The sequence below is a fragment of the Paenibacillus lutimineralis genome (assembly GCF_003991425.1).
Classification (GTDB): domain Bacteria; phylum Bacillota; class Bacilli; order Paenibacillales; family Paenibacillaceae; genus Fontibacillus; species Fontibacillus lutimineralis.
Genome location: NZ_CP034346.1, coordinates 4,514,864 through 4,538,685, shown reverse-complemented (window position 1 = coordinate 4,538,685; position 23,822 = coordinate 4,514,864). Strand labels below are relative to the sequence as shown.

At 48.2% G+C, this 23,822-nt stretch carries 21 protein-coding genes; 14 read left to right on the top strand and 7 right to left on the bottom strand.

Annotation, left to right across the window (positions count from 1 at the left end; genetic code table 11):
- Positions 1-333 precede the first annotated feature (333 nt).
- Genes EI981_RS20110 through EI981_RS20100 form a run of 3 tightly spaced genes read left to right on the top strand, consistent with a single transcriptional unit; the run spans position 334 to position 2,649 of the window.
- Positions 334-1,050 (top strand): response regulator transcription factor, encoded by a 717-nt coding sequence (locus EI981_RS20110; protein ID WP_127001220.1) that lies wholly within the window; start codon positions 334-336, stop codon positions 1,048-1,050.
- Positions 1,037-2,452, top strand: coding sequence for a sensor histidine kinase (locus EI981_RS20105; protein WP_127001218.1), 1,416 nt, complete (start codon positions 1,037-1,039; stop codon positions 2,450-2,452). Before EI981_RS20110 ends, EI981_RS20105 begins: the two co-directional genes overlap by 14 nt.
- On the top strand, positions 2,449-2,649 hold the full coding sequence (locus tag EI981_RS20100; RefSeq protein ID WP_127001216.1) for a hypothetical protein: 201 nt from the start codon (positions 2,449-2,451) through the stop codon (positions 2,647-2,649). The genes EI981_RS20105 and EI981_RS20100 overlap by 4 nt, the downstream gene beginning before the upstream one ends.
- A gap of 126 nt (positions 2,650-2,775) precedes the next feature.
- Here the strand turns inward: EI981_RS20100 and EI981_RS20095 are convergent, their stop codons facing one another.
- Entirely contained in the window at positions 2,776-3,189 is a 414-nt protein-coding gene (locus tag EI981_RS20095) for a NusG domain II-containing protein (protein ID WP_162616229.1), read from the bottom strand.
- A 153-nt stretch (positions 3,190-3,342) separates the two neighbouring features.
- On the opposite strand from EI981_RS20095, the gene EI981_RS20090 reads away from it, so the two are divergent.
- Positions 3,343-4,038: an HAD family hydrolase gene (locus tag EI981_RS20090; protein ID WP_127001212.1), complete on the top strand. Its 696-nt coding sequence runs from the start codon at positions 3,343-3,345 to the stop codon at positions 4,036-4,038.
- A gap of 35 nt (positions 4,039-4,073) precedes the next feature.
- On the opposite strand, the gene EI981_RS20085 is transcribed toward EI981_RS20090, so the two are convergent.
- The 6 genes from EI981_RS20085 to EI981_RS20060 all read right to left on the bottom strand — a co-directional run bounded on the left by EI981_RS20085 (position 4,074) and on the right by EI981_RS20060 (position 10,789).
- Positions 4,074-5,177 (bottom strand): YheC/YheD family endospore coat-associated protein, encoded by a 1,104-nt coding sequence (locus tag EI981_RS20085; RefSeq protein WP_127001210.1) that lies wholly within the window; start codon positions 5,175-5,177, stop codon positions 4,074-4,076.
- An 8-nt stretch (positions 5,178-5,185) separates the two neighbouring features.
- The gene (locus tag EI981_RS20080; RefSeq protein WP_127001208.1) at positions 5,186-5,716 is read right to left on the bottom strand and encodes a GNAT family N-acetyltransferase; all 531 of its coding nucleotides are present in this window, start codon (positions 5,714-5,716) and stop codon (positions 5,186-5,188) included.
- Between the two features lie 26 nt (positions 5,717-5,742).
- Positions 5,743-6,855 carry a YheC/YheD family endospore coat-associated protein gene (locus EI981_RS20075; RefSeq protein WP_127001206.1) on the bottom strand — a complete coding sequence of 371 codons (1,113 nt, stop codon included), beginning with the start codon at positions 6,853-6,855 and terminating at the stop codon, positions 5,743-5,745.
- Entirely contained in the window at positions 6,855-8,225 is a 1,371-nt protein-coding gene (locus tag EI981_RS20070) for a YheC/YheD family endospore coat-associated protein (protein ID WP_127001204.1), read from the bottom strand. Before EI981_RS20070 ends, EI981_RS20075 begins: the two co-directional genes overlap by 1 nt.
- A 73-nt stretch (positions 8,226-8,298) precedes the next feature.
- Positions 8,299-9,408 (bottom strand): YheC/YheD family endospore coat-associated protein, encoded by a 1,110-nt coding sequence (locus EI981_RS20065; RefSeq protein ID WP_127001202.1) that lies wholly within the window; start codon positions 9,406-9,408, stop codon positions 8,299-8,301.
- Between the two features lie 13 nt (positions 9,409-9,421).
- Entirely contained in the window at positions 9,422-10,789 is a 1,368-nt protein-coding gene (locus EI981_RS20060) for a YheC/YheD family endospore coat-associated protein (protein ID WP_127001200.1), read from the bottom strand.
- Positions 10,790-10,984: 195 nt separating this feature from the next.
- Between EI981_RS20060 and EI981_RS20055 the strand changes: the two genes are divergently transcribed.
- The 10 genes from EI981_RS20055 to EI981_RS20010 all read left to right on the top strand — a co-directional run bounded on the left by EI981_RS20055 (position 10,985) and on the right by EI981_RS20010 (position 23,717).
- Positions 10,985-12,148 (top strand): DUF445 domain-containing protein, encoded by a 1,164-nt coding sequence (locus EI981_RS20055; RefSeq protein ID WP_127001198.1) that lies wholly within the window; start codon positions 10,985-10,987, stop codon positions 12,146-12,148.
- Between the two features lie 129 nt (positions 12,149-12,277).
- Positions 12,278-12,628, top strand: a complete 351-nt coding sequence (locus tag EI981_RS20050) for a YlbF/YmcA family competence regulator (RefSeq protein WP_127001196.1) — start codon at positions 12,278-12,280, stop codon at positions 12,626-12,628.
- Positions 12,629-12,930: 302 nt separating this feature from the next.
- A complete protein-coding gene (locus EI981_RS20045) occupies positions 12,931-13,224 on the top strand; it encodes a hypothetical protein (RefSeq protein ID WP_127001194.1) in 294 nt (97 codons plus the stop codon).
- 535 nt (positions 13,225-13,759) lie between these two features.
- The gene (locus tag EI981_RS20040; protein WP_127001192.1) at positions 13,760-14,992 is read left to right on the top strand and encodes an ABC transporter substrate-binding protein; all 1,233 of its coding nucleotides are present in this window, start codon (positions 13,760-13,762) and stop codon (positions 14,990-14,992) included.
- Positions 14,993-15,245: 253 nt separating this feature from the next.
- On the top strand, positions 15,246-16,187 hold the full coding sequence (locus EI981_RS20035; protein ID WP_127001190.1) for a carbohydrate ABC transporter permease: 942 nt from the start codon (positions 15,246-15,248) through the stop codon (positions 16,185-16,187).
- Entirely contained in the window at positions 16,184-17,005 is an 822-nt protein-coding gene (locus tag EI981_RS20030) for a carbohydrate ABC transporter permease (protein WP_127001188.1), read from the top strand. The genes EI981_RS20035 and EI981_RS20030 overlap by 4 nt, the downstream gene beginning before the upstream one ends.
- 45 nt (positions 17,006-17,050) lie before the next feature.
- Positions 17,051-20,140 carry a glycoside hydrolase family 2 TIM barrel-domain containing protein gene (locus tag EI981_RS20025; protein ID WP_127001186.1) on the top strand — a complete coding sequence of 1,030 codons (3,090 nt, stop codon included), beginning with the start codon at positions 17,051-17,053 and terminating at the stop codon, positions 20,138-20,140.
- Between the two features lie 4 nt (positions 20,141-20,144).
- On the top strand, positions 20,145-21,842 hold the full coding sequence (locus EI981_RS20020; protein ID WP_227011506.1) for an amylo-alpha-1,6-glucosidase: 1,698 nt from the start codon (positions 20,145-20,147) through the stop codon (positions 21,840-21,842).
- A 2-nt stretch (positions 21,843-21,844) separates the two neighbouring features.
- Positions 21,845-22,738 carry a DMT family transporter gene (locus tag EI981_RS20015; protein WP_127001184.1) on the top strand — a complete coding sequence of 298 codons (894 nt, stop codon included), beginning with the start codon at positions 21,845-21,847 and terminating at the stop codon, positions 22,736-22,738.
- Entirely contained in the window at positions 22,725-23,717 is a 993-nt protein-coding gene (locus tag EI981_RS20010) for a LacI family DNA-binding transcriptional regulator (protein ID WP_127001182.1), read from the top strand. Before EI981_RS20015 ends, EI981_RS20010 begins: the two co-directional genes overlap by 14 nt.
- The last annotated feature ends 105 nt before the right edge of the window (positions 23,718-23,822 follow it).

The window sequence follows — 23,822 nt, the reverse complement described above, 5'->3', positions numbered from 1 at the left end:
CAGATGTAGGTTTTCTTGCGATATAGAATTTCATCAGCTCCGCTGATAACGAATAAATCCTATATCTAACACGAAGTCAATCAAGAAGCTATTCGGCATCGAATCTTGAATTCAGCCGGGTCGTAAGCATATGCTTACGAAGTCATGTTTCCTACGGAAACATCTCAGGTGCTCACGTACAAACTACGTACGCTCCGCTCCTCAGACCCTAGCTTTATCCAACCTTCTCGGTGCTGAAAACCGGCCTTTTTGAACACGTACTAATAGGAGCTATAAGAGCAGAATCGTAAATAGCGGCTGTTTGCTGCGAGGCAATAAGGGATGGTGAACAGGATGTCAAAATTGCAGATCTTAGTCGTTGATGACGAATGGAATATGCGTAACTTGCTGCGTATTTATTTAATGAAGGAAGGATTCGAGATAAAAGAAGCATCGAACGGCATGGAGGCCCTCGCGATGATCGACAAGAATGAATTTGATCTTGTTCTGCTGGACGTCATGATGCCGGATATGGATGGTTGGCAGGTATTAAAGGCGATCCGTGCGAAGAGCAATGTAGCTGTACTTATGCTGACGGCCCGTTCCGAGACGAAGGATAAGGTCTATGGTCTGGGGATTGGCGCCGATGATTATTTGACCAAGCCGTTTGAGCCGGAGGAATTGATTGCCAGGGTCTTCTCGTTGATCCGCCGTTCTGTCATTACTCAGTCTTCGGTGGTGCAGGAGCAGACGCTAGATTTTTCAGACTTCAGGATCATGCCCGATGCTCGCGAGATTTATATTCACGACCAATCGGTGGATTTTACCCCCAAGGAGTTCGATCTGATGGTTACTTTAGCAGGGAATCAGCACCGGGTATACAGCCGGGAGGATCTCGTCAACCTGATCTGGGGGTATGATTATGACGGCGATTACCGCTCGGTAGATACCCATGTCAAAAATATTCGTGAGAAGCTGCAGAGGGCTGGATTAGCCTACAACCCGATTCAGACGGTGTGGGGAGTAGGTTATAAATTCAATGCAGACGGTGCGGACCATGCTAAAAAATAAAGTTGGAATGAAGCTCGGCTTTGTGATCATCGCTGTGTTTATCGTCGTACTGAGCATTCTTGGCGTGACGATCGATCGGATGTTCTCGAATTTCTACACTAGTGAAATGAGTACAGAGGTCGATGAATTGGCCACCCATTTCGCTATGATGGCACAGACCCCGGATGCACCAACAGAGGAAATGCTGCTTAAATTCGCCGATTTCTCCAATGTCAGCATCTTCTACGTTAATAAAGATGGGAAGGTGCAGGATTACTCCGGAGAGGAAGAACTGGCTGATGCTTCGTTCATACATCAAGGAGATATCAAGACGATCTTTTCCGGCCAGACAATACGCCTGAAATATGAGTCTGCGAGTGGTAATCGTTACTTTGTAACAGCGAAGCCGATTGTCAAGGAACAGGCGGGAGAGAGTCAGGTTATGTCGGCGCTTTATGTATTATCATCGTCCAAGCATATGGATGACTCCGTCGTAGCGATGCGCAGGCTGCTCGTCCTCTCTGGGATCGGTGCCTTTCTACTTGCGCTTGGCATTACCTGGATTGTGGCTCACCTGCTGTCCAGACCTTTACTGCAAATGCAGCAGGCGACGCGCAAGATCGCTGTTGGGGAATTGGAGACGAGGCTGAACATCTCGCGTGATGATGAGATTGGCTCTCTGGCATCGGCCATTAATAATCTGGCCGAGGATCTGCAGAATTACAGGGATACGAGGCAGGAGTTCCTTGCGAATATTTCACATGAGCTACGTACTCCGATTACCTATCTGGAGGGATATTCCAAGGTCATTAAGGAGCGGCTGTACAGTACGGAGGAAGAGCGTGATCAGTATCTGGATGTGCTCCATCAGGAAGCGAAGCGTCTCCAGCATCTCGTTGATGATTTATTCGAACTGTCGAAGATGGAGGAGGGCAAGATCAGTCTGTCACTAGAATGGATTGATCTGACCGAAGTGATCGACAATGCGGTCCATAAGCTACAATTGAAAGCGAGTGATAAGGGGCTTGCGCTCAGCACCAACTTGAATCGGAGCACTTCTTGGGTTTACGGCGATGGGCTGCGCATGGAACAGGTGATCCTCAACTTGCTGGAGAATAGTGTCCGCTATACAGAGCAAGGCGAAATCAGTATTATGTTGGATCAGACAGACAGCTATGTATTTGTGACGGTCAAAGATACAGGAATAGGCATCGCAGCTGAGGAACTTCCTTATGTATTCGAGCGCTTCTATAGAGTTGAGAAATCCCGTTCCCGTCAGCATGGAGGAACCGGTCTTGGATTATCTATCGCCAAGAAACTGGTAGAGCTGCAGGGCGGAGAAATATTTGTAAACAGCAGGCTTGGCGAAGGTACGTCCTTTGAGATTAGATTCAAGCTGGAGGAACAGGGGGGATCGATATGAAGCGGGCTGAGTGGCTGATCGCTGCGGTGATTATCGCTATGGGATTGATTTGCATGCTCGTCTCTGCCAACATGTCTCGCGACATGTCGATTCTCCAGATCGTCAGGACGATGGGCAAATACTGCCTGAAGATGATGGCAATTGCTGGACTAATCGGAGGAGTGTATTACTTGGTGAACCGTTCTAACCGACAATAACAGCATAAATATAAATGGATAAGAGCCTCTCCTGGAAGACAGGGAGGCTCTTGTTCGATTTGGCATGTTATTCCGAGAATATTATGTTAAATGGGTGATAAATGCTTGTCTTCTTCGTTTCATGGATTAATAGACCTCTGCATCAATCTCCGTCCCTGACTCGGGGGCATGTCCTTCTACTTCAATAATCATCCGCAAAGGTAAGCAGATAATCACATCTCCCGGTTTCGTAATATGTCCGAAGGTGAAGCAAATCTTCTGCGGGCAGTCGGATTCGACAACCTCGATGCCATAGTCATGGATCTTGAGCTGATCATATCCGCGCGAAGTTCGCACCTCGACATATTGCGTCTCGGAAGTGAGTTCTACTGTTTTGTAGATTTCATTGTCCACTTTAATTGTGGCATAGTAATGTCCCGTTGGCTTAACAGTTGCTTCGGAGCTGCCCGTAATCCATCTTGCACCGATGATGAGGAGAGCGATGGACAGTACGACGGCGATCAGCACGAGGTCGCCTTGCTTAAAGGTACGATGAATCATAGAGGTCATCTCCAGTAGATGTTAATTTCACCCAGTATTTTATAATAAAAATGTGTGTTTTTCGTGTGGAAATGAAGTGCTTCCGCGGTTTACTTCTTAGACTCATTAACTTATGATGGGGCTATGAACGATGAGATAGAGAGGAATGTGGATATGGAGCAAACAGAGAGTAGACTGACGAAGCCGGAGGCGATGATCTTCGATATGGATGGGACGCTGTTCATGACGGAGACATTATTGTTACCAGCGTATCATCGCATGTTCGACCAACTGCGGGAAGAGAAGCTGTATATGGGGGAGACACCGCCTGAGCACGTCATTCTTGGTTGCCTTGGCATGCTGCTTGATGATATCTGGAAGAAAGTCATTCCCGATGCTAGCGAGGCTGCCCGTCAGCGGGCAAATGAGTTACTACTCGAACTGCAGCTGGAGGATTTACAGAAGCATCATTCGAAGCTGTATCCAGGTGTACTGAAGACGCTAATCGAGCTGAACAAGCGAGGGGTTAAACTGTTCGTAGCCAGTAATGGACTAGAGCACTATGTAAAAGGAGTAGCCAGAGCTCATGAGATTTTCCCGCTATTTGAAGCTCTATATAGTGCTGGTGAATATGAGACAGCATCCAAGGTGGATCTAGTGAAGCTGCTGCTCGACAATCATCATATACATAATGCCTGGATGGTAGGAGATCGCTCCTCGGATGTAGAGGCCGGCAAGAAGAATGGACAGACCGTCATTGGCTGTGCCTATGCCGGCTTCGGGAACGGGCAGGAGCTGGAAGGGGCGGATCGGTTGATTGCGGACTTTACCGAGCTGCTGAAACTGTATGATCATGCAACTGCAGATTAATATGACCATCTGGGCAAAATAAAGAAGTCGCTCCTTTAAGAAGGGGCGACTTTATGTTTATAGACCCATAGTGCATATTCCAATGGCCTGACAATCGAGCGATGATAAGCCTCAGGATCTCCGGATTGGATGAACACCTCTCGCGCGGGCTTGGGATTGACCTCAAGAATAAATATTTTGCCATTCTTATCGATGGCTAGGTCGAGGGCTAGCTCGCAGAGGGCACCATATGATTCTTCCAGATACGCCGCGGTCTCAACGCTCAGCTTCTCGGCAGTATTGCGAATTTCCAAGCGCTTCTCTTCAGTCGGGGCAATTTGCAACAGCAGCGTATCCATTGGCACCGCCTGACCTCCGCCATGCAGATTGGAGGTGATGCTGCGGGGAGGGCCGACGCGTCCGGCACATCCGGTTACGTCCCATTCGCCCTGCCCATTCTTCTGCACTAGCATGCGGTAATCATGAACCCTGCCACTCGGTAGCTCAATTTGAATCCCCTGTTGGACAACGAAGCGCTTATCTCCCTTCCAACCGACTAGATAGGGAACGAGCCGCGATTTATGAACCTTCTGGGCAGGGATGATCTTGCGATTCAGTCTTCTTCCTTGAATATAGAAGGTATCCTTACCTAACTTTTCTACCCTCAATATGCCTCTTCCCCCAGTACCATTGATCGGTTTGATATAAATGGTCGGATAGCTTTTGAGCATTGAATAGACGTTAGCCGAATTGTGAAATAGTACTGTGTCGGGCAGATAGGGACAAAATCTCGACTTGTGCAACAAGGTTTGATATACGGTCCATTTATCCCGGAGCGGACGATTCAAAAAAGTCATATTTCTGTATCGGGCGCGAAATATTTTTAATTGCTCGAAGCGTATGCTGCGCTGAATCCGGCAGCGGTCGTAGATCATATGCGGGAAGTTCCGCCATTTGCGCGACCATTTCCGCTTTCTGGGATCATAGATAAGAGCGTGAATCATATTCTTCTTAGAGTCAACATCCATAGGGGTAAAAACAAACACATCTAATCCGAGCTTCTGTCCTTCGGAGATCATTCGTTGGTAGATGTGCCTTTCCTCAAGCTGTTTCTTATTATTCAAATACAATGTCAAAATGCCAAGAACGGGTTGTGCCACTTGCATATTCACCTTCTTTGAGCGAGGTTGGCGGCAGATTCCTGTTTTCCGTTAGACTCTGATAGCCCAAGCATAGGATTCTGTAATGGTTCCTGCAGGAGCAGCCCGCGTTTGCCACCATGGATTTTTATCAAGCCTTTGGCACAGAGTCCGGTCCGGAATCCCATCTGCAGAGCGCCGATATCATCAAGTGCAATCCGACAGGTCAGCGAGCCGAGGGCGGCAAGTTGCTGCTTGAGCAAGGCCGTTCCAAGACCGATCCCGCGATACAAAGGGTGGACCACGACGATGCAGAGCTCCCGGCCATATCCTGTTGCGCCGGAGAAAGCAGCAATTCTCGGGCCGTCTTCTGCCTGGACTGTGACCAGTTGTAATAATGTACCCGGCTTGCTGAGATCCCGGTAGCTGAGCTTCAGCAGCCCATGGTAGACATTTCGGTACAACCGCTTGCCGGCATACCTATTGATAAATGCCAGAATGTCGCTTTGTTTTCTTTTCCAGTCCATTTCGTTGTCAGGCTTCAGAGTTAACCAATCCATCTTGGGTCCATCCCTCCTTGCGGATGTTATTTGTCCTGATGTGCTAGATAATTGCTGAAATGGAAGACACGTTCCAGTGACTTTCTACGAATATGGGGCTCATCAAATTTCATCGGTTTGGCGTTCGCCTCGAAGAACCAGATCTTGCCCTCTGTATCGATCCCAAGATCCATAGACATCTCCCCCAACGTATGACCACAGCCCCGCTCCACCTGCTTGGCGATAAGAAGGGCGCTCGATTTAAGCCGACTGATCAGGAAGGTGGTCATATCAGAGCCGAAGGTCGGACTTAGCAACTTCTCGGGCTCCTCTACGCTTCCCCCTTGTGGAACATGGGTTGTAATCCGATGTGGCCCGGCCAGGCGGGCGCCGACCCCAGTTACACTCCATACGCCTTTTCCTGTCTTCTGCACCAGCAATCTCAGATCAAAATGACGGTCCATGTAGGAAGTAAGCGGAATGCCTTGCTGCATAATGTAAGGCACACGAATCGTCTCAACTCTAATTCTCCGCCACATAGTTGCAACATTGTCGGTGGCATAGATTACATTTTTCTTCCGGGTACCCTGGATCGTTAACTGATAAGGTTTAGGACTGTCGGGATTATATTTCAGCAGCATAATGCCTTTACCGGCTTTACCACTCTCGGGTTTCAAATACAGGCTTCTGTATTGTCTTAGCATATTGAACAATGTCCTTGGAGAGCGCATTCTCTTCGTATCCGGAACGAGACTGCGGGTTGAGCGGTTCTTCTTCAGCCAGTCGAACAGGCGCCATTTATTGAAGAAGTACGGGTTGAACAATTGAATGGAGTGATGCTTGACACATTCGTCGATTTTACGTTTTACTTGCGGCTTATTCTCGTCTTCACGTAACGGAATCCGGTTATATATGACATGGGGTAGGGGGAACCATAGCTTCTTCCAGATTTTCTCCTCTGGGCTATAGGAATAGCCTTGCACCTTTTTCGCTGACAATTTCAAATCCTTGGTTGTGAGAATATAGACAGGGAAATCAAGCTCCCTGCCTGTCTTCACAAGATCGCGAAAGTTGGCGCGGTTCCCTCTGAATTGTTTTTCTTTGTCATGTACTGTGAGTATGGCTATGACAGGCTTCTGGTCAGCTAAAAGATGACTCATTAGCCATCCCTCCTCCGGAATTTGCTCAGATACAAGCAATGTTCCAAAATATGCTCAATAGAGGCTCTGCCTTCTGCGCGGAGAGAGGGATGCTTGAATATCGATCTTCCCGGCTTGGCATTCGCTTCGAACATCCAGACCCGTTCGTCCTTATCGATCCCGATGTCGAATCCGATCTCTCCGAGCAGATGCTGGTGGTGGGCCTCGATCGATTCGGCGAGGTTAATTGCGGCTACCTTGGCATTTCTAAGTACATCATCCGCTCTTGCGCCAAAGGCTCTTCCGAGGGCCTGCTCTGGGGTTAACAGTGAGCCGCCGTTCTTCAGATGTGTCGTAACGCTGCCCTTACCCGCCTTCTTGGCGCCAATGCCCACGACGACCCATTGGTTGCGGCCATTCTTATGCATATGGAATCTGAAATCGATCGGGCAACCATCGATCTCTATCAGCCGAATTCCCTGCTGGGCGACATAGCCGCGCAAGGCGCGTCCGTGCCTCGCCTGGAGCGTACGCATCAGGCTGCCGAAGGAGTTGAAGCGCAGCAGGGCGTTGCGCCCGTTCTTGCGGTACCTTGCATAATATCCGTTCTTCGCCACATGCGACAGACGGTAAATGCCGTTGCCAAGACTGCCGCTGCTCGGTTTATAGTAGATGAGTGCGTGACGATCCAGCAGCTCTTTAATTTGTTCCGGTGAAGGACTATTGATCGATTCAGGAACGAAACGATTGGCCAGCGTATCTCTCTCCAGCAAGCGATAGATATCGGATTTATTGAAGAAGCTCCAGTTGAAGAACGGGATTTTACGGCGGATAAATCGCTCACGCAGTTGATTGATGGAATTCGTCGTCTCTGCACGGCGGCTTGGCAACCGGTTGTAGACAACATCAGGTAACGGTACTTTCTTGCGCGAGAAGCGCCCGTTCTCACCGAGGAAGAATCCATTGATTGTCTCGTTGGTCCAATTGATATCTTTCGGTGTGAAGGCGAAGATGTAGGACTGCTTGCTGCCCATCGTCAGCAATTGCTTGATGAAGCCGGTTCTGGACCCGAAGGGATGGGTCGAGGACGAGGTTGAACCATCGGATAGTACGCCGATGAGCGGACCGATCTGGACCTCGCCTTCCTGAGCACGAAGGAACACCCCGCCTGCCTTCGGAATTTTAATTCCTTTGCGAACTCCAGTGGCCAGGTATAGATGTTTTCCTGTTTTGTTAATGGACTTGACTGTAGCGGGAACTCGTTCTCCGCCGAATCTGAGGTGGACCGACTTTTTTCCCGACAGCTTCAGGTTTTTCATTAAGGAGCCGGACACGTAGACGACCCGTTGAGGCTGCTGCGTGAAATGGACGTTGCCAAAAGTCAAACTCATGAATTTTTTCCTCCTAAAAATACGTGGTTCAAAAAGTCAGATATTTGGGTCTAACGGTTTTTCCGAGCCACATTCAGGATTTGCTATGCAATAAATAGCGAGCGTACCCCATTGGATTTTGTATCGATTTTCTGGCGCTTTTCATATCGCCGATTTTTACAAATGAAGTGCGCCCTGGTTTGGAGTTGACCTCCAGTATCCATATCTTTCCTTTTCGGTCGACACCGAAGTCGATACCCAGCTCTGCCAGACGGCCGTAGTGGGCTTCCAGGGCTTCCGGGATCTCCGCGGCGAGCTCTTGAATTCGTGTGGCAATCTTTCTTCCAGCGCCGCTCCCATACTGTTCGATCAGGAAGGGAATCGCCTTATGGGCTGTTCCACCGCCATGCAGATTTGAAGTGACGGATTGCTTGCGGCCGACCCGTGCCGCCATACCGGTCTGCTCCCAACGGCCGGTCTCGTTCTTCTGCATCAGTACCCGGATGTCAAACGGCTCGCCTTCTGCATTGCTAAGCTCTAGATAGGGCTGGAGCAGGAAGGGGCGGCGTCCAATGAATTTATCGATCCATTCCAAGCCTTGCTTCAGACTTAGGAAGCGACGGTTAATGACGTTGTTATTTCCAGCTCTCCCGGTGATATAGAGCTCATTTCCGAATGTCGACATCTTGACGTGTAAGGTCCGTCTGCCCTGCGTGCCCAACTGCGGCTTAAGGAATGCTTCTCCACGGTGGGCATGCAGCCATTCGGACAATGCGCTAGAACCTTGATATTTTACGGTTTCCGGTAAATAGGAGGTGAACTGAGGAAATTTGCCTAGCGTCTGGTACACGGCCCATTTTCCTGACAGACTCCGGGTCAAATAGATGAAAGGATGGTTCTTCTTCAGCAAGGAGAGAGTCAGTTGCTTCTGATTCAATAGCTTGCGGTCACGGGAAAAATACCGATCATATACGATATCCGGCGGCGAGAACCATTTTCTTCCCCAATGTCCATCCTCATAGAAATAGCCGGCTACAAGTCCGCTATCCGGATTGACGGAGACCGGGCTGAATACATAGACCTCAAGCCCCTCTCTTTCTCCCATGATGCACAGATTGCGGCAGAAGGCCGGTTCAGCGAAAGGAACTGTTCCTTCGCTTCTTGCTACCAGAATGCCAACCGCTCCTTTTGACAGCTTAGCCAAACTTCTCTCCTCCTTAGAATCCGGACAAATAACGGGCATATTCAATCACTTGCTTCACAGAGGGACGGATTTTGCTCCCGCCCATGGGTGTGTTATCATTCTTGGATGGCTTGGAATTCACCTCAAGCAGCCAGATTCGACCATGATGATCCACGGCTAGATCGATCCCAAGCTCTCCGAAATGGGCTGGAATCTGTGCATCAACGCCCCTGGCAATATCGAGTGCCGCTTTGCGCAGTTTAGCGCTGACCCTGGATTTGACCCCGATTGGAAGCGAGCTTCGAGAGACGGCATCCTTGACTGTGCTAAGTGATCCTCCGCGAGCCAGATTGGAGACAAAATGCTGGCTGCCAGCTGTCCGGGCTACGATCGAGGTAATATTCCAGGCTCCGCTTCGGTTCTTCTGCACCAAGGCGCGAAAATCGACTGGACGCCGATCGCTTTCGATGAGAACAAGTCCCTGCTGGATCTGGTAGCGTGTTGTCTTCATTTTGGGCGATATAGCGGAATACAGCTTGGTGAGCGAAGGATAGACCTGTTTTTTAGTTCCCCCGACCAAGGCGATCATCGATTGATACGCCCCGCCTTCTAGTCGGGAGATCCGTATGATGCCTTTGCCGAGACTGCCTTTGACTGGCTTCAGGAAGACGATCGGATGCTTGCCGCACATCATCTTCAGCGTAGAGTAGCCGCGGAACAAATGGGACTCAGGCAAGTAGCGCGACACGGATACGTCACGCCCCAGCGCGTCGAATACTTCGGTTTTGTCAAGGAATTTTTCATTGAAGAAATGGCTTCCGTAGCTGGATTTTACTTCTTTCATAAAATGCTGTACGCTAGGTTTATTCTCTAATTTGCGGGTTGTCAGACGATTGTAGAATACATCTGCAGCAGGCACGGTGATTTGCTTCCATGCTTCACCAAAGACCCAGCCTGACAAAGATTTCGAACTCGTTCCAATATGATCCGGTGTGAAGAAATAAACATACACTCCCTGACGCTGGCAGGCTTTCACGAGTTCTCTGCAGAACATCGTAATTGGACCGAAGGGCCTATCCGAGGCTCCTGCATAATCTCTGCTGATTAACACTCCGACGAGTGGACCAAACTGGAGAGTAGTGGAGTGCGGACGGTAGCTGAGCCGTAACGAGGAACGGGGCAGAACACCCATTTTCCCGGCCAGTTCTTGACTGATTCTTACGCCATCGAATCTGGCCAAGGGAATGACTTTGACGGTGTGCCGGAATGAGCCGAATGCGAGCTGCACCGGGTAATGGGTCGGGATTTTCCATTGCCGTATCAGCTGTTCGCCTAGGACGAGATAATCATTATCCAGCAGATTCGGGCTCATAATCTGAATCTTTATTTTTTTGGAGGGCATGAAGCGTAAGTCTCCTTCCAAGCTTAAGCTTGATATCCTGGATGCTAATAAGGGTATCTGCATAAGTGCATGTAATGCATCATATGAGGACATAGAATCCTTGGTGATTGACCCATGTTTGATTTCATTAGCCTATATTCAGGGATTTTGCGGATGGGACATGAGGGGCCAAGGGGAAGGTAGGTAGGTATTGAGATGAATCCTTGGATTTATATTATGGTCAGTGTAGCTGTCGCTGCTTTCGTCGGCGGTATCACGAACCATTTCGCAATCAAGATGTTATTCCATCCGAGAAAGAAGATGATGATCGGTCGATTTCGCGTCCCGTTTACCCCGGGATTAATTCCGAAACGTAGAGAGGATATCGCACAGTCGCTCGGGAATGTCGTTGCCGATTATTTAGTGACTTCGGAAGGTCTTCAGGATATGGTGCTCCGTCCTTCCTTCAAGCAGAAGGTAGAGGATTATTTACGGGCGCTTCTCTATAAATGGACGCAAAGTCCACTCACGTTGAAAGAGGCTGCCTTAACCGTGTGGGAGGAGGATAAGTGGGAAGCAATCAAGCTGAAGCTTACCAACACAACCAACTCGGTTCTTGAGCACGGGATGGATTGGCTGTGGAATCAATATGGTCTGGGTGATAAGGCGCTCAAGGAGGTTATCCCTGGTTGGACAGAGGAGAACCGGGAACGCTGGAGCGAGATAGCTGCAGAGGCTCTGCTGCGAACGATAGAAGAGGAACTGCTCTCAGCCGGAGGTCAGCGGATGCTATCGAAGATGGCGGCTGGCTTAGCTGATCAAGCTGGTGGATTCTTGGGGACCATGGCAGCGATCTTCATGGATGAAGATAAGATGGTGCGCAAGTTGACCCCTGCCCTAGTCCGTGCTCTACGGGGGGACGAGACGAGAGAGAAGGTAGCGAGAGCGATTAAGGATAAGCTAGAGGAATATGCTGAGAAGCCAATCAACGAACTGCTGCAGCTGTTAGCGAATGAAGAGGGCAAGGACTGGATCATCTCACAGCTCCAGAAGCTGCCGCTGGATAGATGGATAAGCAAGGCCGAGGAATTGAAGCTATCATCCTTGCTCGCCTCCTGGAAGCCTCAATTGGAGCAGGCGATCCCTAGCTTTACAGACCGCATGCTTAGAGGGATTGTTCGCGGAATTCCGGTAGTGATGACGGCTATTCAATTGCCTAAGCTGGTGCATGAGCAAGTACAGAAATTCCCGATCGAATTGTTGGAGGAAGTCATTCTTAGCGTCTCCGGTAAGGAATTCCGCGCAATTACATGGCTGGGCGTAGTTCTTGGGGGAATGATCGGTTTACTACAATCTTTGTTTATGCTGTGGTGGCGCTAGCTAGGTTGCTTCAAGAAGCTTCAAGGGTAACCGATCCTTGAGAGTACGTACTAATAGTGGCAGGTACCCCGTGAATCGGTTATCATTATTGTTTGGAGTCTGTTCACAAAATTTCAGGAGGCCATAGATATGAATATTTATGATAAAGCGAATGAATTAGCGAAATCGTTGCGAGAGAGTCAGGAGGTTGCGGATATCAAGTCGGCGATGAAACTGATCGATTTGGACCTGGATAGCAAGCGGATGCTGGATGAGTTCCGTGCACAGCAGAATGCAATGCAACAGCGGATGATGTCCGGGGATATGCCATCCCAGGAAGAGATGGGGCAGATGGAGAAGCAATTCGAGAACCTTAGCCTTAACCTCAACATTCGCCGTTTGTTCGATGCAGAGCGCCGCTTGAGCGTCATTATCCAGGACGTAAACAAGATCATTACTGACAGCCTGCAAGACCTGTACGGTCCATCGATTCAAGGCTAGAGGGATTAAATAAATCTCTCTATTGCGAGTTCAAAAAGGTCGGTTTTCAGCACCGAGAAGGTTGGATGAAGCTAGGGCATGAGGAGCGGAGCGTAGGCAAAACCTACGTGAGCACCGGAAGGCCCGGCTGAATTCAAGATTCGATGTCGAATAAGCTTTCAGTATTTCTTCGTGATCAAAAGCGGACTTTTTGAACAACCTATCATATTGTTTGAACCTTCTTCATAGAGTAGATATATAGATTCCATGTACGAGCTGATGGAACATTGTCTATTCCAAGAAATGAAGGAGTTGTAGCTAAGATGAAAGTTGTCAAGAAGAAGAGCAAGTGGAAGCATGCCGTGTATTTGATCCTAGCCTTGGCTATGCTGGTATATGCCATTCCCCTGATTAAATTCCAGCCGGGCGGGGATTTTGTATCCTGGTTCGGAATGGTCTGGGCAGCTTTTGCCCTACTGGTTATCGGAGCGCATTTGCATTTCCTGCTCGGTGTGAATGAAGAGAAGCAGCGGGCCCTGGATGCTGTCCGCCGCGCCAAATTGAGCGAGTGGCAGAGCAAATGGAGCACCACGGAGCGACAGAATCATAGCATGTAAATTATTATATTGGACAGCAAGCGCGAATCTCCCGGTTCAAATAGAACTGGAAGGCTCGCGCTTTTTCTATGGATAAGGGTCACCTTTTCGACGAGTGATTCAACAGTAATACAATAATTCTATTAATAACAGTTATTTTTACTAGTAAAAATATATAGTTTTTACTAAAGTTAATAATGCTAAAAAAGCTCGTTTATGTGAATGAATAACCAAAAACCTCGCTATATATGGGCGAATTAGCAGATTGAGGATGAATTACGATTATTTTTACTGATAAAAATTGTTGACTTTTTACTAAAATTAAAAATATAATGAGAAAAAAGAAACCGCTCCACTTGGATAAGAAGAGAAGAAGCCGTAGGGTGAAGCGATATTCAGTCTTATTTTTAGTAATTTCGAATGCGCTTTCATATCCGAGAGTTCCAGGGGGTGCCTACAGCAAACTTAGAACAGGCGATTCATAACCGTCTCGTGTAGTAGGATCGGGATTCAGCGTAGTCTTAAGATTTGGAACACAAATTTAGGGGGGGCTTTTATGCTGAAAGCAAAAGGGAAATCATTATTTATCGTTATGTTGCTGGTGGTTCTGTCTTTAACGGCTTGTGGAGGAGGAACGGGGAATAAGGCGGATCAGGGCGGCAAACAGACGATTCGGTTTGCAACTTGGGATTCTGAGGATAACTTGACGCTGCAGCAAGAACTGATCGATAAGTTTAATGAGCAACATCCTGATATTCAAGTGAACCTAGAAGCCTACGGCAGCGATTATGACACGAAGATCACCGCTGGTATGGGGGCAAAGGATGCTCCGGACGTGATGTACATGTGGAATTACCCGACATATAAAGATGCTTTGGAGCCTTTGGACCCTTATATCGAGAAGGAAGGTAGCGATTTTAAGGACAATTTCTATGATACGCTGTGGAATTACAACTCAGCAGATGATCAAATCTTGGGCTTGCCAGTGGGCTATACTACACATGTCGTCTACTATAACAAGGATTTGTTCGATGCTGCGGGCATTCCGTATCCGCAGGACGGATGGACATGGGAAGATCTGCAGGCTGATGCTAAGAAATTGGCTAATGATGCGGAGAGTATCAGTGGATTTGCCTTCTCGGGCAAGCCTGATCCTTATGATTATGAGATGTTCTTATGGGGGAACGGCGCATCCTATGTCGATGATCAAGGCAACCTTGAAGGGAACCTGAATAGTCCCAAATCGATTGAAGTACTGACAATGTTCCAGAACATGCTTAAGGAAGGATACGCGATTACAACCGAAGGCTCGGGAGCAACGGAGATGAAGTCAGGCAAGGTAGCCATGTTCACAAACGGGGCTTGGTCAATCGGTAGCCTGCGTGAAGCGGGGATCAATTTCGGAGTTGTCGAATTGCCTAAATCCAAAGATGGAAGCGCTATCAGCATTGTGTCTTCCTCAGGTATATCCATGTCGAAGGAATCGAGCAAGAAGGATGCGGCCTGGGAGTTCATTAAATTCTGGACGAGCGAAGAAGCGAACAAGGCGCGTATTGACTATGAACTGCCTGTGCTTAAGAGCGTAGTTGAGAGCGAGAATTTGAAGAACGATGAACTGAAGAAAGTATTCTATCACATGCTTGAGATGAGCGAAAAATATACACCGGCTTCATTCAAAGTGGATAACTGGAGTGAGATCTCCGAGCGTCTGGAACTGGCGTTTGAGTCGATCTTTAATCCGAGTACTTTGATGGATCCGAAGGCTGTGTTAGATGATGCAGCTCAGTAACTTATTGAATGACCTCGATCAATAGATAGGATGAATTCTAGAAGCGTATGTCAAAAAGGCCGGTTTTCTGGGTGAATTCAAGATTCGATGCCGAATTACTTCTTAATTCACTTCGCGATCAAAAGCGGACTTTTTGAATTACCTCTAAAAGCGGGAATGAGGGGGCGATGAGGCTGTCGCTCTCCTCCTTTCCTAACATAATCACCCGTTTAGGGATACGCTATCAGACTAAGAGGAAAGTCGGAGGTTAGCTATGGAACAAGCAGCCAAAAGCTATAAACGAGCCCGCAAATTAGCAAAATGGACTCCTTATTTATTTATATCGCCCTGGATCGTCGGGATCTTGCTGTTTACGGTTGGACCGTTAGTTTTTTCGTTAATCATGAGCTTCTTCAATTGGCCTGTGACCTCCAAGCCGAAGTTCATCGGGCTTGGCAACTATTCCAAGATGTTCACGGATGACCCTCAGTTCTATAAATCATTGTGGATTACATTGAAGTTTGCGATCTTCTATGTCCCACTCAGCCTGGGTATCTCTTTGATACTGGCCCTGCTCATTACACAGAATGTGAAGGGGGTCAAAATATTCCGCACCATCTTTTATCTGCCTGCTGTCGTGTCCGGGGTTGCTGTCTCGATTATTTGGGGCTGGATATTCAACACCAAATACGGGATTTTAAACTACGCGCTGTCTTTGCTCGGAATTGAAGGGCCGAAATGGCTGGTCGATCCGAATAGCGCCATTATCTCCATCGTCATTGCCAGCGCCTGGGGTGTCGGAACGATGATGTTGATCTTCTATACGAATATTAAAGGCATTTCGCCAGATTTATATGAATCGGCAGCAATTGACGGGGCGGGGCCGTTCCGACAGTTCTGGAGCATTACCTTGCCGCTGATTACGCCAACGCTATTCTTCAACTTGATTACATCCACGATCTCCGCATTGCAGCAATTGACGCTGGTCCTGCTTCTGACCAATGGCGGGCCGCTCAAATCGACTTATTTCTATGGACTGTTCGTATACAATAATGCGTTCAAGCACCATAAGCTCGGTTATGCCAGTGCGAACGCCTGGTTTATGTTCATCATCATCTTATTGTTAACGGCATTGATCTTCAGATCTTCCTCTGTATGGGTGTTCTATGAGAATGAAGTGAAGAATAAGCCTGCGCGGGGAGGAAAGGGCAAATGAAGACATCAGCATGGTATAAGACGATCATCTATTCTCTACTTGTGTTGTTTTCGATCTATTTTCTGTTTCCTTTCATATGGATTGTGCTGACCGCGTTGAAGACAGAATCCGAGGTGTATCAGTATCCGCTCGTATTTTTCCCGGGCGGCTGGAGATTCTCTAACTTTGTCGATGCCTGGAATGCTCAGCCCTTTAGCAAATATTTGCTGAATTCGATCACGATTACGGTGCTGACAACCATTGGACAGATCATTTCCTGTTCGATGATTGCTTATGGTTTCTCCAGATATGAGTTCAAGTTCAAGAATGGTCTGTTCATCCTGCTATTGGCGACGATGATGATCCCTTGGGACGTTACAATGATTCCGCTCTATATGCAGTTCAATCTATTCGGCTGGATTAATACGCTGAAGCCGCTGATCATTCCTGCTTTTTTTGGATCGGCATATTATGTGTTCCTGCTGCGACAGTTTCTGATGGGCGTGCCTAAAGAACTGGAGCATGCGGCCAAGATTGACGGGGCCAATGACTTCCAGACGTATTCTAGAATATTTGTGCCGATTATGAAGGCGCCGCTAACGCTGATTGCAGTTCTTAATATTCTCAGCGTATGGAACGACTATCTCGGACCGCTCATCTTCTTGCAGGATCGCTCGAAGTATACGCTGGCACTAGGGCTGGCTGCATTTAAAGGAGTCCATGAATTACAGATCATTCCAATTATGTCTATTACGATATTAATGATTATTCCGCCGGTAATCGCCTTCTTGTTCGCACAGAAATATATAGTTGAAGGAATTAGCGGAGCGATTAAATAACAGCTTCAAGCGTTTTACAACAACGGTATTGGGGAGGAAGTTGGTATGAGAAGAAGCTATAAACGCTGGGAGGATATTCATCTATCTCACATCAATCGTAAAAGCGCGAGCGCAAGCTTCTGGCGTTATCGTTCGAAGAAGCAAGCGCTAGAGATGAATAAAGAAGAGAGTATCGGCTATCAAAGTCTGGACGGAGAGTGGGAGTTCCTCTATCTGGAGGCGCCTGAATTGTCTCCGTCAGGCTTCTATCAAATAGATTATGATTCTAGTAAGTGGGATCGCATTGAGGTTCCATCCTGTTGGCAGATGAAAGGGTACGGGAAGATGAGCTATACCGATCTATACTATTTGTTCCCGATTAATCCCCCTTATGTGCCAACCGACAATCCGACGGGTATTTATCGGCGCGGCTTCCATGTAGATGAACTCGCATTGGGACAGCGCATCATATTGAAATTTAACGGCGTGGATAGTGCCTTTGATCTATGGATTAACGGTGAGCATGCTGGCTACAGCAAAGTGAGCCGCCTGCCATCAGAGTTCGATATTACTCCGTATGTCGCAGCGGGAGATAATCAGATCGCGGTTCGTGTCTATCAATGGTCGGATGGAACTTATCTGGAAGACCAGGACATGTGGTGGTTAAGTGGTATTTTCCGTAGTGTAGAACTATATCAGGTGCCGGAGACAACGGTTGAGGATATTTATGTCGTAACGGAATTCGATGAATGGTATCAAGATAGTGAGCTGAAGGTGCAAATCAAGCTGGATAGCTGTTCCGAGCAAGAGAAGAAGGTCAGGATCACTTGTGAACTACTTGACGATCAGGGTGAACTTGTGACTGAGATGGAGCAAGGAATGACGTTCTCTGCTGGGGCGACCCATGATATTACGTTGACTAAGCTGATCTCCTCGCCTAAGCAATGGACGGCAGAAACGCCAAATTTGTATTCACTACTCGTAACACTATATGAAGGAGAGCAGGCCGTGGAGGTCATCCCTGTGCGAATCGGTTTTCGCTGTGTTGAAGTAAAGGATGGCAACATTACGGTGAACGGGAAGGTCATCATGATCAATGGCGTCAACCGTCATGACCATGACCCAGAGCATGGCCGTACTGTTAGCAAGGAACGCATGCTGCAGGACATCCTGCTCATGAAGCGGTACAATATCAACGCGGTTCGTACGGCCCACTACCCAAACAATGAAATATTCTACGACCTCTGTGATCAATACGGACTGTATGTTATTGATGAAGCGGATTTGGAATGTCATGGCTTCGAGTTGATCGGCCGTTATGATTGGCTATCCGATAATAAGGAATGGGAACAAGCCTATGTGGATCGTGCTGAGCGAATGGTGCTGCGCGACCGCAATCACGCTTCGGTCATTATGTGGTCCTTGGGCAATGAATCAAGCTTCGGCAACAATTTCGTAAGCGTGGCCCAGGCTTGCAAACGGTTGGATCCGACACGGTTGGTTCATTATGAAGGAGATCGTAAAGCGATCGTCACCGACGTCTATTCCACGATGTATACAAGGCTTGAGGCACTGAAGGGGATCGGCAAGGATGACGAGGGCAAGAAGCCACATATTATGTGTGAATACGGACATGCCATGGGTAACGGACCGGGTGGTCTTCAGGAATATCAGGATGTATTCAGGCAGTATAAGCGGCTACAGGGTGGCTTCATCTGGGAATGGTGTGATCATGGCATTCAGCAGATGGATGCAGACGGGGATACTTACTATGCTTACGGCGGAAACTTCGGGGATGAGCCTACGAATGGCAATTTCTGCATCGACGGCTTGATTTACCCTGATCAGACGCCTTCGCCAGCACTGCTGGAATATAAGAAGGTGATCGAGCCGGTGAAGACGACGGCTGTGGATCTGAAGCAGGGCATGATTGAAATAGAAAATACGTATCAATTTATTGATCTATCTCATTTGCAGCTCGAATGGAAGATTGTATATGACGATCAAGTGCTTGCCCAAGGTAAGACGTCGCTAGAGACGATTTTGCCTGGTGAGAAACGGGAGCATCTAATTGACTATTCTATTGATGAGGTGCTTCCCAACACGGATTACTATTTGAATTTGCAATATAAATTGAAGGATGGAATGGCTTACGCTGAACAGGGCCATGTCGTTGCTGATGCGCAGTTCAAGCTTCCGTATGAACGAACAGAAGTAACTGTGCGGAATGTATCAGGAGAACTAAGCATCGTGCGGGATGCGGTGTATACGACGATATCCAATGCTCAGTTCGAAGCGGTATTCGATCATGTGTACGGTTATTTACACAGCTACCGCAGGCATGGCGCAGCATGGATTGAACGCGGTCCGAGGCTGACGATGTGGCGGGCGCCGATTGATAACGACATGTACAAGGTTGATGATTGGAAGAAGAAATATTTCCTCCATCTCAGCAGCGAGCAGTTGATGGGCTTTGATGTGAAGGATTATGGAAGCTACGCGGAAGTAAATATATCAACTTACTTCAGTGCTCTGAATCAGGCCTTTGGCTTTGAGTCAACTTATCGTTACACCGTGTATGCGGATGGAGCGATTCGGCTTCATCTGGCCGGAGAACCCGTTATCTATAGCAAGGAAGTTCCATCCATGCTGCCGCGGTTAGGTATCGAGATGCATGTTTGCCAAGAGCTCGGAGATGTGACCTGGTACGGCAGGGGCTTTGGAGAGAACTATGTTGACAGCAAGCAGGCATCGATGATGGGAGTATATCGCGCAGCGGTTGAAGAATTGCATACTCCTTATGTGTATCCGCAGGAGAACGGCAATCGTACCGATGTGAAGTGGTTCAGTATGTCGGATCGCGAGGCGTCGTCGCTCTTGTTCAAATCGCGGAACAGCTGCGAGCTTACGGTGCATGATTACACGACAGAAGCGCTTGAACGGGCGAAGCATCATCATGAATTGGAGAAGGCCTCCTACCATGTTGTTCATATCGATGACATGCAGACAGGACTAGGCAGTAATAGCTGCGGCGAGGAGCAACTTCCTCCGTATAAGCTTGGCCTCCGGTCATTTGCGATTGATGTAGAATGGTCATCAGTGGTCCCTGGAACTGAAGTTTGTATGAGCAAGCGGCTATACGCCGAAAAGGAGTGAGGCGATGAATATGAATATTGCGGACATTCCGTTCAGCCGTTACGGATCATACTTTGCCTTCTCCCTAGATCGGAAGATCGGTCAGCTGATGCTACGGGATCTGCATGGTGGAGATGAGGCACCAAGCAACATATTTGAGGTTCGGCTTATGCAGAATGGCGTGTCGGTGGACTATGATCTCGATGTGACGGAGACGAGACTTCGTCTCGTCCATCGCGATCAGCCGCAGCATTGGGCGGAGCTGTGCATCAGTGATGAAGATGTCATTCGCGGTATGATGAACGGAGTATCCCTACAGCTAACGGCACTCAAGTCGCGTTACGATAGCCTAATGCCTTACAGGGAGGGACAATGGGAGTACCATCTATATACCAAAGAGATTAAGCTGATGTTCACGCTTCTTCGTGGAGAGATTGATGTGGATGCACCTTGGAGTACGGTGGGTAATGAGCGTATATCTATTACGTTCAACCCGAACGGCGGGGAGAGCAGCTTTGCGATCGAGAGCTATAAGACGGTCTGGATGAGACGCGAGTATGATGACTATCCTGCGGCATACGAGCGGGTGAAACAGCATTATGCACAGTGGCTGCAGCAGATGACGGTCGTACCGGAGCGATTTGAGCCATCGCGCCAATTGGCCTCGTATATAACGTGGTCCTGTGTCGTACATCCCGAAGGTCAGCTAACGGATTACGCAATGTATATGTCCAAGAACTGGATGTTTAATATTTGGAGCTGGGATAACTGCTTTAATGCCTTAATGTTGAGTAAACGGCGGCCTGAGCTGGCTCTGGCTCAATTGGAGATATTTATGGCTCATCAGGATCACAGCGGTATTTATGCGGATTTCATCAATGATAAGTTCATTTCCTTCAATTGCTGCAAGCCGCCGATCCACGCTTGGGCTTTCACTCAGATGAGACAGCAGAACGCCCAGTTCAATGAGCCAGCGCTTGTAGCCAATGTGTATGATAGCTTGAAGAGGGCGACGAATTATTGGCTGGAACATCGCCGCAGCGATGCTCACCATCTGCCAGTGTACAATCACGGCAACGACTCAGGCTGGGATAATGCTTCGATCTTCCATGAGGGGGTTCCGGTGGAGGCGCCTGATCTTGCAGCTCATCTGATTCGCCAGATCGATATATTAAGCGATATGGCGGTTGAGCTAGGCCTCATAGACGAGGCGAAGAAATGGAGCAAGATGGCCGATGAGTTGTACGATCTGCTTATGGAGCGCCTGTATGTGGGAGACACCTTCGTTGCCAGGTATGCACCGGAGGACCGAATTATCGAACATCAAGGCAGCCTGATTCTATTAATGCCGCTTGTGATCGGCTACAGGCTGCCGCCGGAACTAACCGACAGGCTGGTAAAGATGTTAATTGCTAAATTTGAAGCTCCATACGGGATATGTACGGAGAGCATGGATAGTCCACTATATAAAGACAATGGCTATTGGCTAGGGCCGATCTGGGCGCCGGTCAGCTATTTGTACATTGATGCACTTCAAAATAATGGATATAATGAACTTGCGACAGCGTTGGCGCATAAATTTATGGAACTGACACTTGTCGGCGGAATGGCGGAGAATTTCGACCCAATTAGCGGCAAAGGCCTTGTCGATCCTGCCTTTACTTGGACATCGAGTGTATTTCTGCTATTAGCGGAACAGTTCGGTATGGCGGTGAATGGCTAGGGATGAGAAAATATGCGGGTGAACTCGGCCTTCTGTTAGTGGCGGTTATCTGGGGAACGGGATTTATTGCGAGTGCGATTTCGCTCGATTTTCTTTCACCCTATCAAGTGATGGCAATCCGCTTCCTGATCGCTTCCTGTCTAATGGCTCTGATCTTCATGAAGCATATACGGGCATTGACGCGGCCAGTGTTAGCGGCGGGCGCAGTGCTGGGCGTATTTCTATTCCTGGCCTTCCTTCTGCAGACCTTGGGGCTGCAATATACGACCCCTTCCAAGAATGCATTTTTGACCGCGGTCAACGTTGTAATTGTTCCGTTTATCGGCTTCCTCCTCTTTCGGAGAGGCTTGGATAAATACGGCTTGATCGGTGCGGCTCTGGCGATTGCTGGCGTTGGCATTCTATCCGTCGAATTGAATGGAGTTTTTAACACTGGGGATATACTGACCCTGCTGTGTGCAATTTGCTTTGCTTTCCATATCTTCTTTACGGCGGAATTCGTCAAGAAGCACTCGCCGATCGGGCTAACGATCGTTCAGATGTTTACAGCATTCTTACTATCTATACTAGTCATCTTGTTTCGTGGGGAAGCGGTTCATTTCGACATCGATGGAAGAGGTTGGCTGGCGGCGGCCTATTTAGGTATATTCAGTACGACGGTCGCTTTTCTGGTACAGACTCTCGCGCAGAAATATACGACCGAGACCAAAGCGGCGATCATATTGTCGACGGAGGCGCTGTTTGGCACTCTGTTCTCGGTGTTAATCTTGCATGAGCAGCTTACGATACGTATCATTATCGGTAGTATATTGATTTTGGCAGCGGTGATTACAGCAGAGACGAAGCTGGCCTTTTTACAAAATAAGATGAGTAGGCGGTATAATGGCAACGATTAAAGATATTGCGGATATAGCCAATGTCTCGATTGCGACAGTGTCGCGGGTTTTGAATTATGATGAGACGTTGAATGTGACTGATGAGACGAGACAGCGAGTCTTTGAGGCGGCTGAGCAGCTATCCTATCAGGCACCAAGTCGCAAGAAGCGCAAGCGGAGATTCAAGATCGGGCTCTATTATTCTTATTCTCTGGAAGAAGAATTGGACGATACTTATTATCTCTCGATTCGTGTTGCACTGGAGAAGAAGCTAGAGCAGGAAGGCCATAAAATATACCGTATTCGCAGCGGCGACCAGCCTGAACGTTTGCGGACGATCGATGGAATTATATGTCTCGGGTTCTTCGTTAGAGAAGACATCGAGCGCATCTCAGGCTTTCAGAAGCCGGTAGTCTTTATTGATTCATCCCCTGATCCGGACCGATTTGATTCGGTTGTCATCGATTTTCATAAGGCGACTCGCAAGGCGCTTGATTACTTGCTGGAGCTTGGGCATACGAAGATTGGCTTTATCGGTGGTGTCGATACGGATAAATCGGGCAATCATTACTATGATCTTCGGCAGGAAGTGTTCGAGAAGTACTTGAAGAGCAAGGACCTCTATCATGAGGAATATATAAAGGTCGGTGGCTATAATCCGAAGGATGGCTATCTGCTGCTGAAGCAGCTGCTGGAGCTCAAGGAGAAACCGACAGCCGTATTCGTCGCGAATGATACGATCGCAGTTGGTCTCTACAAAGCTTGCTTCGAGCTAGGCTATCGAATTCCAGAGGATATTAGCATTATCGGATTCAACGATATCTCGGCCGCACAGTTTATGGTCCCGCCTCTGACCACGATTCGTTTGAATACGGAGTTTATGGGCGAGACGGCTGTATCGCTGATGCAGGACCGCTTGAATAGCGCCAGAGAGATTTGTCTGCAGATCACGATCCCGACGAAGCTGATCATACGTGAGAGCGCCATCGACGTGAGATGAACAGCGGGGATTGTAGCAGGGTGCAGTACTCTTAGTAGTGAGTCATATAACTACGTGACGATTTCTAGTATAGTTCGAGTTCATAGCTGAAGCCGATGATTGAGG